Raw genomic sequence first — 12,308 nt, 5'->3', positions numbered from 1 at the left:
CGCTACGGATTGAGGATCGCCAGCGCCTCTTGGTGCAACGCAGGCGTGGCCGCGGCGATCACGCGCCCGTCGGAGCCCAGCCCCAGCGGCCGGCCCGCCCAGTCGGTGATGACGCCGCCCGCGGCCTCGATCAGGCCGGCGGGGCCCAGGTAGTCGTAAGGCTGCAGGCCGGTCTCCACCACCAGGTCGACGGTGCCGCCGGCCAGCTGGGCGTAGCTGTAGCAGTCGCCGCCGAAACGGCGCATGGCGCAGCGCCGGCTCAGCCGGTCGAAGGCCTGCCAGTCGGCGGCGCCGAAGATGTCGGGCGAGGTGGTGAAGATGCGCGCCGCCTCGACGGCACTGCAGGCGCTCACGCGCACCGCCTGGCCGTTGCGCTGCGCGCCCAGGCCGGGCTGGCCGACCCAGCGCTCGTCCAGCACCGGCATGTCGACCATGCCCAGTTCGACGCGGCCGCCGCGCACCAGCCCGATCAACGTGCCCCACAGCGGTGAACCGGTGATGAAGCTGCGCGTGCCGTCGATCGGGTCCAACACCCAGACGCTGGCGGCGTCCAGGCGCTCCAGGCCGTGCTCCTCGCCGTAGATGCCATCGGCGGGGCGTTCCCGGCCGAGGATCTCGCGCATGGCGGCCTCGGCCGCGCGGTCGGCCTGCGTGACCGGGCTTTCATCGGCCTTGGCGATCACCTCCAGCGGCGTGCGGAACAGGCGCAGCGAATGGGAGGCAGCGGCATCGGCAAGGGCGTTGGCGATGCGCAGGTTGTCTTGGGGTGTGGCGGGGGAGCTCATGGCGCGCGAACGGAAAAGAAGATCAGATTAAACCTGACGCCAGGGCGCCCCGGCGCCCCACGCAGCGCGCCACCGGTCCCCGATTAGGATGACCAGTTCCCGGAGCCCATGCCATGAACCTGATTCGATTCCTGCAACGCCTGCTGGCCACGACGGCCGTCGCACTCTGCGTGGCCGGCCTGGCGTACGCCACGCCGTCGCCCTCCGAGCAGAAGGTCATCGAGACGCTGATCGAGCGCGTCGCCGACCACAAGTCGATGAAGTTCATGCGCAACGGCGAAGAGCATGACGCGGCGGAAGCCGCACGCCACTTGCGCGCCAAGTACGACCACTTCAAGGACAAGATCGTGACCGCGGAGGACTTCATCCGGCTCTGCGGCACGCGCTCGGAAGTGACGAAGGTCCCCTACAAGGTCCGCACCGCGAACAAGGGCACGCGCAACTCCGCCGACTTCCTGCACGAGGAGCTTCGCCAGGTGAGGCGACAGGCCAAGGTCTGATCAGAACGGCGCATCACCCTCGACAGTGGTGCGGTGGAGCTTGCGCCGCAGGTGGTCGGGCGTGCCCGCCGCGAGGTGCATCAGCGAACGGTTGTCCCAGAACACCAGGTCGTGCGGCGCCCAGCGGTGGCGGTACACGTACTCGGGCTTGACGCTGTGCGCGAACAGCTCGGCCAGCAGCGCATCGCCCTCCTCCTGCGGCAGGCCGACGATGCGGGTCGTGAAGTGCTCGCTGACGAAAAGCGCCTTGCGGCCGGTCTCCGGATGGATGCGCACCACCGGCTGCACGGCCGGCGCGACCTGGTCGATCTGCGCCTGCGACAGCTTGGGGCGCCAGGGGTTCTTCGCGCGCAGTTCCTCGTACTTCGCGAGGTAGCTGTGCTCGGCCTTCAGCGGCACGATGCGCTGCTGCAGCGCGGGCGCAAGGCCTTCCCAGGCCAGGTGCTGGTCTGCGAACAGCGTGTCGCCGCCCTCGCTGGGCAGCTCCTGTGCATGCAGCAGCGAGCCCAGGCTGGGCTTGGGCTTGTACGACAGATCGGAGTGCCAGTAGGCGCCGGCATCGCCCAGGCCCAGCGGCTCGCCGTCGGGCTTCTTGATGTTGGAGACGATCAGGATCTCCGGATGGCCCGCCAGATGGAACTGGTGCAGCACATGGATCTCGAGCGGGCCGAAGCGGCGGCTGAAGGCGATGTGCGCTTCAGGCGTGACGCGCTGGTCGCGGAAGACCAGCACATGGTGGTCCAGGTGCGCGCGGTGGAGGCGCGCGAAGTCGACGGCGTTGATGGGCTTGCCGATGTCCAGGCCGAGCACCTCGGCGCCGACCGGTGCGTCGAAGCGGCGGATCTCGAAGTCCTGGGGTGGCGTGGTGTCAGGCGAGGCAGTCATTCGAACGATTCATCGAGGAGCCGACCACTGTAGGAGCATGGCCGGCGATTGCCAAGAAACCGTTCGTTGCTAGCTTATGGCTCGCTGCATCACAGCGTGTGGCTGCGGTCGCCCTCGGCGAAACCCAGGGCCTCCCAGCCCTCGCCGACCGCGAAGCCGATCACCTTGAACAACTCGCCCATCTCGTGCTCGTGGATCAGCCGCGCGGCGAGCGTGCGCTCGGCCAGCGATGCCGATTCCATCATCGGCAGGATGCCGGCATTGAGCAGGAACCTCGCCTGGCTGGTGTAGCCGAGCACCGCCAGGCCGGCGTCCTGCCCGGCCAGCGCGATGCCGGTGAAATCGACATGGGCCGTGATGTCCTTGGCGCCGACATCGGCCAGCGGATCGGCGTCGGCCAGGTGGCCGCGGTGGCACATCACGGTGCCCATGTGGCGCTGGGGGTGGTAGTACTCGGCCTCGGGAAAGCCGTAGTCGATGAAGAAGGCGGCGCCCTGCTGCAGGCGCTCCGCCAGGGTGGCGATGAAGGCGCGGGCCTGCGGGTGGATCTCGGTCAGGTAGTCGTGCGCGCCGGCGATCTCGAAGGGCGGGCGCAGCTCGGTCGGGCGGTCGTTCCAGCCGAAGCCCTCGCCTTGCCGCACGACGCCGCGCTCGAACCACTGCCCGCCGCGACGCGCCAGCAGCTGCACGGGCATGGCGTCGAGCACCTCGTTGCCCACCACCACGCCGCGCATGTGTGCCGGCAGCTCGGACAGCCACTCGACCTTGGCGTGCCAGGACGCGAGCGCCTGCTGCTGGCGCTCGCGCAGCGTGCCCGACAGGTCGACGATGCGGTAGCGAGCGACGCGCTCGCCCAGCGCCTCGAGCAGCTGCGCGGCCAGCGCGCCCGAGCCGGCGCCGAACTCCCAGATCTCGTCCGTGCCGGTGCGCTCCAGCGCCTCGGCCAGCTGCAGCGCCAGCGTGCGGCCGAACAGCGGCGTGAGCTCGGGCGCGGTGACGAAGTCGCTGCCCGATTCGGGCATGTGGCCGAACTTGCGGCTCGCGTTGGCGTAATAGCCCAGCCCCGGCGCGTACAAGGCCAGGGCCATGAAGCGGTCGAAGGGCAGCCAGCCGCCGTCGCGCTGCAGGGCGGCGTCGATAATCCGGGTCAGGGGGTTGGCGCGCGCGGCGCCCGGCTCCACGTTCATAAGACAGGAAATCTATCAGCATGCGCGAATCCCCCCCACGCCCCGGCGTGCTCGTGACCGGCGGCGGCCGACGGCTCGGCGCCGCGCTCTGCGAAGCCTTCGCGCGCGCAGGCTGGCCGGTGTGGTGCCAGTACCGCGCCTCGCGCGAGGAAGCCAAGGCCCTGTGCGCGCGGCTGCGCGGCGAAGGGCTGCAGGCCACGGCGGTCGAGGCGGATATCGGCAGCGCCGCGGGCCGGCGCGCACTGCTCGAGTGCATCGAGGGTCCGCTGGCCTGCATCGTCAACAACGCCTCGGCCTTCGAGCCCGACACCGGGCTGGACTTCGACGAGGAAGGCGCCCTGCGCCAGATCGGCGTGAACCTGATCGCGCCGCTGGACTTTGCGCGCCTGCTGGCGCAGCGCGCGGTGGCGGGCGACGGCATCGACCGCTGCGCGATCCACATCCTCGACCAGAAGGTCTACAACCTGAACCCCGACTATTTCTCCTACACGGTGTCCAAGCTGGCGCTGGAGCGCGCGGTGGCGCTGCAGGCGCAGTCGCTGGCGCCGGCCGTGCGCGTGTGCGGCGTGGCGCCGGGCATCCTCTACCCGAGCGGGCCTCAGGACCCGGCCAACTTCCAGCAGGCGGCGCGCGCCAACCCGATGCGCCGGCCCATCGACCCGGCCGACGTCGCGCGTGCCTGCGTCTTCCTCGCCGGCACGCCCAGCGTGACCGGCACCACCCTCAGCGTGGACAACGGCCAGCACCTGGTGCCCCTGCCGCGCGACATCATGTTCGTCGTCGACGAACTGCTGAAAGCCCCGAAGCCATGAGCCACCATGCATCCATCGACCCGCTGCTGAGCACCTGCCGGCGCCTCTTCCTGCGCGACTACGAGGTCTGGATCAACATCGGCGTGCACGAGTTCGAGAAGCGCGCCGAGCAGCGCGTCATCATCAACGTCGACCTCTACGTGCCGCTGGATGTCTCCACGCCCAAGGCCGACGAGCTCGACGAGGTGGTCGACTACGACTTCATCCGCCGCACCGTCGCCACGCGCCTGTCCAAGGGCCACATCCACTTGCAGGAAACGCTGTGCGACGACATCCTCGACCAGGTGCTGATGCATCCCAAGGTGCAGGCGGCGCGGGTGTCCACGGCCAAGCCCGATGTGTATCCCGATTGCGCGGCAGTCGGGGTCGAAGTTTTCAGGAGCAAGTGATGAGCGCTGTATGGATCGACGACGAGGCCCCTTCGTCCGCCGGCAATGGCCTGAAGATCGAGCGCGAGACCCACAAGCTCGAGAAGCGCCTGTGCCGCGAGGTCGGCCGCGCGATCTTCGACTACAACATGATCGAAGAGGGCGACAAGGTCATGGTCTGCGTCTCGGGCGGCAAGGACAGCTATGCGCTGCTCGACATCCTGCTCAAGCTGCGCGCCCGCGCGCCGGTGCACTTCGACATCGTCGCGGTCAACCTCGACCAGAAGCAGCCCGGCTTCCCCGAAGAGGTGCTGCCCACCTACCTGAAGGCGCTGGGCGTGCCCTTTCACATCGAGGAGCAGGACACCTACTCGATCGTCAAGCGCGTCATTCCGGAAGGCAAGACCACCTGCGGCCTGTGCAGCCGGCTGCGCCGCGGCATCCTCTACCGCGTGGCCGACGAGCTGGGCGCCACCAAGGTCGCGCTGGGCCACCACCGCGACGACATGCTGCAGACCTTCTTTCTCAACATGTTCTTCGCCGCCAAGCTCAAGTCCATGCCGCCCAAGCTGGTGAGCGACGACGGCCGCCACATCGTCATCCGGCCGCTGGCCTACGTGGCCGAGAAAGACCTGGTGCGCTGGGCCCAGCACCGCGCCTTCCCCATCATTCCCTGCACCCTCTGCGGCAGCCAGGAGAACCTGCAGCGAAAGCAGGTCGGCGAGATGCTGCGCGAGTGGGAGCGCAAGCACCCGGGGCGCATCGAGAACATGTTCAACGCGCTGCAGAACGTGGTGCCCTCGCACCTGCTGGACGGAACGTCGTTCGACTTCAAGGGTCTCAGGACGACCGGCGTGGCCGACGAGGAAGGCGACAAGGCCTTCGACCCGCCGGACTTCCCGCCGCCTTCGCCCCTTCGCGTCGTGCAGCTTTAGACCGGAGGCGGCGGCCCTCGACGAGGAGATTCGCATGAAACACGTCCTTGCCGTCCTCGCGCTGTGCACCGGGCTTGCCGGCTGCGCCACCCGCTGGGTGGTCGACAGCGATGTCCGCAGCTTCTCGAGCCTCGGCGCCGTGCCGGCCGGCGCCACCTACCGCTTCGAGCGCCTGCCCTCGCAGCAGGCCGGCGAGGCGCAGCAACAGCAGCTGGAGGCGATGGCCGGCGCTGCGCTCGAACGCGTGGGCCTGCGCCGCGACGACGCCAGCCCGCAGTACACGGCGCAGATCGCCGCCCGCGTGACGGCCGAGCTCTCGCCCTGGGCCGACCCCTGGTACTACCACGGCGCCTGGGGCCCGGGCTACTACCGCATGCGGCCCTGGGGCTACGGGGCCGGGGGCTGGTATGGGCGCGGCTGGCATGGCGGCGGCTGGTACGGGTCGGCCTTCCCGCCGGCCAACCCCTGGTATGCGCGCGAGGTCAGCATCGTGCTGCGCGAGCTGCCCTCCAACCGCGTGGTCTACGAAACCCACGCGCGCAACGACGGCCCCTACACCGCGAGCGGGGCGGTGCTGCCGGTGATGTTCCAGGCCGCGCTGCAGGGCTTCCCGAACCCGCCGGTGGGCGAACGCCGCGTGGACATCGAGATCCCCACCGCGAAGAACTGAGCGCCCAGGGTTTCCCCCTAGAATTTTCCCGATGGAGCTCACCCGACTCATCGCCGTGCGCCACGGCGAAACCGCCTGGAACGTCGACACCCGCATCCAGGGCCAGCTCGACATCGCGCTCAACGACACCGGCCTGTGGCAGGCCCGGCGCGTCGGGGAGGCGCTGGCGGACGAGCCCATCGCTGCCATCTATGCCAGCGACTTGGCGCGCGCCTGGCAGACCGCGCTCGAGATCGCCCGCCCGCTCGGCATCGAGGTGCAGGCCGAGCCCGGGCTGCGCGAGCGGGCCTTCGGCCACTTCGAGGGCCGCACCTTCGCCGACATCGACGCCTCGCTGCCCGATCAGGCCCGGCTGTGGCGCACACGCGACCCGCAGTTCGCGCCGGAGGGCGGTGAGTCACTGCTCACCTTCAGGGAACGGGTGACAGGCATCGCGGGAGAGCTGGCGCAGCGGCACCCGGGCGAGCTGGTGGTGCTGGTGGCGCACGGCGGCGTCATGGACGTTCTCTATCGCGCCGCCACCGGCCAGGAACTGCAGGCCCCGCGAACGTGGCACCTGGGCAACGCCGCCATCAACCGCCTTCTCTGGACCCCCCAGGGCTTCACGCTCGTTGGCTGGGGCGATACGGGACATCTCGATCAGGGCTCGCTGGACGAAGCAACGGCCTGAACTGCTACCTCGCCCCGAGGCGCCTTGAAAATAGAACTTTTCTATGAGTTCCTACCCATTTCGAGGCATTGTCAGTAGCCCGTTTGTATTCAAATTGTAAAAAGGCGTGCAGAATCGTCACCGCACGAGCTTCTGGCTGACACGCCAACCGCAACCAAATGCGTCGAGGTGTTGCAGAGCTTTCCAAACGGCATAGGCAACCGGCATGGCTTTCGTAAGGTGGCGTTACACGCGACCCGAGAGCAATATCGGCCCCCTAGCGGTTTGAATGCTTTGTGATTAACTTACCGCAGGAAACGGAACCATGTGTCGCCGAACAGACGTGGCGGCATCGATACACATACGGGGTTACGAAGGGCAAGGCCTGTTCAATGCGGAGTCAACAGTACATGGAGCAAGAACCTCTCCCCTCATCGACCGAGCTTGCCGCGCTTTCACTGGCCGACCTGTTCGCCCCCCGTTCCAGCAAGCCCGCGCAGGCCGCGGTGCAGGTTTCCAGCCTCGACATCCCGCAGGCGCTGGCCTCGCGCTGGTCAACGGAGGCCCAGCAAGGCGGCTATCTGCCCGACACGCTCTTCGCCGCGGCCTGGGTGCTGCTGCAATCCCGCTGGCTTGGCACGCCGACGGTGGAATTCCACGAGGCGCTGGGCACCGGGGCCTCGGCCCGGCTCGAACTGCACTGCGATGGAGATCACTCGGCCTGGCAATGGATCGCTCAGGTCGACCGCGCGCGCCGGGACGCCCGGCCGGCCGCGGCCTCCGCGCCCCCTTTTGCGCACTGGCTGCGCGAAGGCGCTGCCCATGACGCTGGCGCCACGGTCATGCTCCAGCTGGGCTTCCAGGCCCCGGCCTCGCTGCGCCTGACCGGTGCCGCCGCGCTGATGGACAGCGCGATCGAGATCAGCCTGCTGCTGGCGTTGGCCGATGCCGCCACCGACCTGCTCGACCACCCCGAGGCCCGCCTGCGCGAGATCCGCACCCTGCCGGCGGCCGACCGCCAGCGGCAGCTCGATGAATGGAACGCCGCGCCAGGCGTCTTCGACCCGGCGCTGACCGTCCACGCCCTGTTCGAGCGCCAGGTGGCCGCTCGCGGCGACGCGGTCGCGCTGATCGGCGAAACCGGCGCGCTGAGCTATCGAGCGCTCGACCAGGAGGCCGAGCGCCTGGCCCGCCGCCTGCAGGCCCGCGGCGTGCGCGCCGGCGACACGGTGGGCGTGCTCCTCGACCGCTCGAGCGCCGCCGTGGTGGCACTGCTCGGCATCCTGAAGGCGGGCGCGGCCTATGTGCCGGTGCAGCCCGATTTCCCGGCCGAGCGCATCGCCTTCATGCTGGCGCATTCCGATGTAGTCCTGGTCCTGACGCAGGCCGCCTACAAGGCGCTGGTGCCCGCCGAGCGGCCGCTGCTGGCCATCGACAAACAGAGCCCGGGCGCCGAAGCCGCGCTGCCGCCCTTCGCGCCGGCTGCCGCGGACGGCGAATCGGTCGCCTATGTGATGTACACCTCCGGCTCGACCGGCACGCCCAAGGGCATCGAGATCTGCCATCGCTCGATCCTGCGGCTGGTGGTGGACGCGAACTATGTCGAGCTACCGCCCGGCGAGGCCATGCTGCATGCGGCGCCGCTGGGCTTCGATGCCTCGACGCTGGAGATCTGGGGCCCGCTCCTGAACGGCGGCATCTGCGTGGTGCATGACGAGAAGGTGCCCAGCGGCGCCGGCCTCGCGCGCACCATCGCCCGGCACGAGGTGAAGACCGCCTGGCTCACGGCCGGCCTCTTCAACGCCGTGGTCGACGACGACCCGGCCCAACTCGCCGGCCTGCGCCAGCTGCTGACCGGCGGCGAGGCGCTGTCGGTGCCGCATGTGCGGCGCGCGCTGGAAACCCTGCCGGGCACCACGCTGATCAACGGCTACGGCCCGACCGAGTGCACCACCTTCGCGGCCACCCACCGCATTCCGCGCGACCTGCCGGCCGATGCGCGCTCGGTGCCCATCGGCCGCCCCATCAACGAGACTGCGCTGCGCGTGCTGAGCCCTTCGATGGCGCTGCTGCCCGCAGGCCTGGTCGGCGAGCTGTGCATCGGCGGTCGCGGCGTGGCACGCGGCTACCTGCAGAGCCCCGAGCTCACGGCCGCGCGCTTCGTGGCCGACCCCTACGCCCCCGGCGAGCGCCTCTACCGCACCGGCGACCAGGTGCGCTGGCTGCCGGACGGCACCATCGAATACATCGGCCGCATCGACGGCCAGGTGAAGATCCGCGGCCACCGCATCGAGACCGGCGAGATCGAGGCCGCGCTGCTGGCCCACCCCGCCCTCAAGTCCTGCGCCGTCGTGCCCCAGAAGGACCCGGCCGGCCGCCTGCGCCTGGTCGCCTATCTAGTGGCGCGCAGCACGGAGCTGCCCTGGAGCGCGCTGCGCCAGCACCTGGCCGAGCACCTGCCCGAGGCCATGATCCCGTCGGCGGCCGTGTGGCTCGCGCAGCTGCCCGTCACCACCAACGGCAAGCTGGACCGGCGCGCCCTGCCTGAGCCGGCGCGCCAGCGCCCCGAGCTCGCGCAGCCTTACGCCGAAGCACGCAACGAGGCGGAGCGCCGCGTCTGCGCCGCCTTCGCCCGCGTGCTGGGCATCGACCCCATCGGGCGCGACGACAACTTCTTCGACCTGGGCGGCGATTCGCTGCTGGTGCTGCGGGTGCTCAAAGGAGCTGCAGCAGGGCAGCGCGCGCCGCCTCACGACCACCCTGTTCTTCCGCCAGCCCACGCCGGCTGCGCTGGCCGCCGACATGCAGGCCGCCGAGGTGCCGGTGCCGGTGCCCGCCGAACCTGCGCCCGCCCGCCCTGTTGCCCGCAACGACAGCGAAGCCGTCGCCCTGATCGCGATGGCCGGCCGCTTCCCGGGCGCCGCGGACGTCGAGCAGTTCTGGGACAACCTCATGGCCGGTCGCGAGTCGATCAGCTTCTTCGACGATGCGATGCTGGACGCCGGCGTCAGCGCCGCGCTGCGCGCCGACCCGCTGTATGTGCGCGCCCGCGGCGTGCTCGACGGCATCGAAAACTTCGACGCCGCCTTCTTCGGCATCAACCCCAAGGAAGCCGAGCTGATGGACCCGCAGCAGCGGGTCTTCCTCGAGATCTGCTGGGAATGCCTGGAGCGCGGCGGCTACGCGCCCGACCAGGCGCCCGGCCCGGTCGGCGTGTACGCCGGCATGTACAACGCCACCTACTTCCAGCGCCACGTGGCCACGCGGCCCGACCTGGTCGAGATGGTGGGCGACTTCCAGGTGATGCTGGCCAACGAGAAGGACTACATCACCACCCGCGTGGCGAACAAGCTCAACCTCACCGGCCCGGCCGTCAGCGTGCACACCGCCTGCTCGACCTCGCTGGTGGCGGTGGCCCAGGCCTTCCATGCGCTGCGCACCGGCCAGTGCCGCATGGCGCTGGCCGGCGGCGCCTCGGTGACCTGCCCGCCACGCAGCGGCTATCTCTACAACGAGGGCTCGATGCTCTCGCCCGACGGCCACACGCGCAGCTTCGATGCCAAGGCCAAGGGCACCGTCTTCAGCGACGGCGCGACGGTGGTGCTGCTCAAGCGCCTGTCCGACGCGATTGCCGACGGCGACACCATCTATGCCGTGCTGCGCGGCGCGGCCGTCAACAACGACGGCGGCGCCAAGGCCAGCTTCACCGCGCCCAGCGTGGACGGCCAGGCGGCGGTGATCGAGGCCGCGCTGGCGCAGTCCGGCGTGCCCGCGCGCAGCATCTCCTACGTCGAGACGCACGGCACCGCGACGCCTATGGGCGACCCGATCGAGGTCGAGGGCCTGGTGCGCGCCTATGCGGCGCACACGGCCGACAAGGGCTTCTGCACCATCGGCTCGCTCAAGAGCAACGTCGGCCACATGGTCACCGCCGCCGGCGCGGCGGGGCTGATCAAGACCGCGCTCGCACTGCACAGCGAGGCGATCCCGGCCAGCCTGCACTACGAGGCGCCGAACCCGGCCATCGACTTCGACGCCACGCCCTTCAGCGTCAACAGCCAGCTGCGCCCCTGGCCGCGCGAGGCCGCGCCGCGGCGCGCGGGCGTCAGCAGCTTCGGCGTGGGCGGCACCAATGCGCACGTGATCGTGGAAGAGGCGCCGCTGCGCGAGCCCTCCGACCCCGCCAGCGGCCCGCAGCTGCTGATGCTGTCGGCCCGCTCGCCGGCCGCGCTCGCGACCGCCGCGGCCCAGCTGGCCGAGCATCTCGACGCCCACCGCGATCTCTCGCTGGCCGATGTCGCCCACACGCTGCGCGTCGGCCGCAAGGCCTTCGCCCAGCGCGCCTGCGTGGTCGCCGGCTCCATCGACGAAGCCGTGGCCGCCTTGCGCACCGCAGATTCCCCGGCGCGTGCCGGCGCCGCCGCGCCGGCCTGGATGCCGCAGCCGGTCTTCATGTTCCCCGGCCAGGGCGCGCAGTACGCCGGCATGGGCCTCGCGCTGCATGCAGCCGAACCGGTGTTCCGCGCCGCCTTCGACGAGTGCCTCGCGGCCTTTGAAGGCGTGCTGGACTACGACCTGCGCGAGCGCATCGCCTCGAACGACGCCGCCGCGCTGTCGCCCACCTCGGTCACTCAGCCCGCCACCTTCGCGCTCGAATACGCGCTGGCCCGCCAGCTGATGTCGCTGGGCGTGACGCCCGTCGCGATGATCGGCCACAGCGTGGGCGAATTCGCCGCCGCCGTGCTGGCCGGCGTGATGCGCCTGGAAGACGCGGCCCGCCTCGTCGCACGCCGCGGCGCGCTGATGCAGGCGCAGCCGGCGGGCATCATGCTCTCCGTCCGCATGGCCGCCGCCGAGCTGCTGCCGCTCCTGCCCGAAGGCATCTCGCTGGCCGCCGACAACGGCCCCGCGGTCTCCGTCGCCGCCGGCCCGGCCGAAGCCATCGAGCAGCTGCGCGCCGCGTTGGAAGCCAAGGGCATCGTCGCCAAGGCGCTGCAGACCTCGCATGCCTTCCACTCCGCGATGATGGAACCGGCCGTCGCGCCCTTCGAGGCGCTGGTGGGCGAACTCGCGCTGTCGGCGCCGCGCCTGCCGATCTATTCGACCCTCACCGGCCGCCTGCTGACGGCCGAGGAAGCGACCGACCCGCGCTACTGGGCCCGCCACCTGCGCGAGACGGTGCGCTTCTCGCCCGCCGTGCGCGAGGTGCTGGCCCAGCTCGCGCATCCGCTCTTCATCGAACTCGGCCCGCGCAACACCCTGGCCACGCTGGTGCGCCAGCATGCGACCAAGGCCCAGCCCGCGCCCGCCGTCTCGCTCTTGGCCGACCAGCCCGCGAGCGAATGCGCCGCCTGGCGCCTGGCCGCCGGCCGGCTCTGGGCGCAGGGCGCCGAGATCGATCTTTCGCCGCTGGACCGGCGCGCGCGCAAGCACCGCGTGCGCCTGCCCACCTGAAACTGCCGCCTTCGAGCGCAAGCAGCTTCTCCCCGACATCGCATCGCCGGCACCGGTCGCGCT

10 protein-coding genes and 1 pseudogene are annotated in these 12,308 nt (G+C 70.5%); 8 read left to right on the top strand and 3 right to left on the bottom strand.

The window, feature by feature from the left end:
* Positions 1–2 precede the first annotated feature (2 nt).
* Positions 3–785, bottom strand: a complete 783-nt coding sequence (hisN, locus tag GXN78_RS18200; RefSeq protein WP_106554891.1) for a histidinol-phosphatase — start codon at positions 783–785, stop codon at positions 3–5.
* A 113-nt stretch (positions 786–898) separates the two neighbouring features.
* Here hisN and GXN78_RS18195 point away from each other — a divergent pair, with 113 nt between their 5' ends.
* A complete protein-coding gene (locus tag GXN78_RS18195) occupies positions 899–1,285 on the top strand; it encodes a DUF5329 family protein (RefSeq protein ID WP_106554892.1) in 387 nt (128 codons plus the stop codon).
* Here the strand turns inward: GXN78_RS18195 and GXN78_RS18190 are convergent, their stop codons facing one another.
* Together GXN78_RS18190 and GXN78_RS18185 are read right to left on the bottom strand one after the other, a co-directional pair.
* The gene (locus tag GXN78_RS18190) at positions 1,286–2,170 is read right to left on the bottom strand and encodes a TauD/TfdA family dioxygenase (protein ID WP_106554893.1); all 885 of its coding nucleotides are present in this window, start codon (positions 2,168–2,170) and stop codon (positions 1,286–1,288) included. It lies immediately after the preceding gene.
* 89 nt (positions 2,171–2,259) lie between these two features.
* Positions 2,260–3,357 carry an SAM-dependent methyltransferase gene (locus GXN78_RS18185; protein ID WP_106554894.1) on the bottom strand — a complete coding sequence of 366 codons (1,098 nt, stop codon included), beginning with the start codon at positions 3,355–3,357 and terminating at the stop codon, positions 2,260–2,262.
* 20 nt (positions 3,358–3,377) lie between these two features.
* Here GXN78_RS18185 and GXN78_RS18180 point away from each other — a divergent pair, with 20 nt between their 5' ends.
* From GXN78_RS18180 to GXN78_RS41290, 7 genes and pseudogenes are all read left to right on the top strand, one after another.
* Entirely contained in the window at positions 3,378–4,169 is a 792-nt protein-coding gene (locus tag GXN78_RS18180) for an SDR family oxidoreductase (protein WP_106554895.1), read from the top strand.
* Positions 4,166–4,558, top strand: a complete 393-nt coding sequence (locus GXN78_RS18175) for a dihydroneopterin aldolase (protein WP_106554896.1) — start codon at positions 4,166–4,168, stop codon at positions 4,556–4,558. The genes GXN78_RS18180 and GXN78_RS18175 overlap by 4 nt, the downstream gene beginning before the upstream one ends.
* Positions 4,558–5,472: a tRNA 2-thiocytidine(32) synthetase TtcA gene (ttcA, locus tag GXN78_RS18170; protein WP_106554897.1), complete on the top strand. Its 915-nt coding sequence runs from the start codon at positions 4,558–4,560 to the stop codon at positions 5,470–5,472. The genes GXN78_RS18175 and ttcA overlap by 1 nt, the downstream gene beginning before the upstream one ends.
* A 34-nt stretch (positions 5,473–5,506) precedes the next feature.
* Entirely contained in the window at positions 5,507–6,142 is a 636-nt protein-coding gene (locus tag GXN78_RS18165; protein ID WP_106554898.1) for a DUF4136 domain-containing protein, read from the top strand.
* A gap of 31 nt (positions 6,143–6,173) precedes the next feature.
* Positions 6,174–6,812, top strand: a complete 639-nt coding sequence (locus GXN78_RS18160) for a histidine phosphatase family protein (RefSeq protein WP_106554899.1) — start codon at positions 6,174–6,176, stop codon at positions 6,810–6,812.
* 371 nt (positions 6,813–7,183) lie between these two features.
* A pseudogene (locus GXN78_RS41295) lies at positions 7,184–9,457 on the top strand (amino acid adenylation domain-containing protein); the annotation flags it as partial.
* 136 nt (positions 9,458–9,593) lie between these two features.
* Positions 9,594–12,245, top strand: coding sequence for a type I polyketide synthase (locus GXN78_RS41290; protein ID WP_239142756.1), 2,652 nt, complete (start codon positions 9,594–9,596; stop codon positions 12,243–12,245).
* Positions 12,246–12,308 lie beyond the last annotated feature (63 nt).

Source organism: Variovorax sp. WS11, from assembly GCF_010499245.1.
Lineage (GTDB): Bacteria > Pseudomonadota > Gammaproteobacteria > Burkholderiales > Burkholderiaceae_C > Variovorax.
The sequence above is the reverse complement of the archived record's forward strand: the minus strand, read 5'-3'. Positions and strand labels throughout refer to the sequence as shown.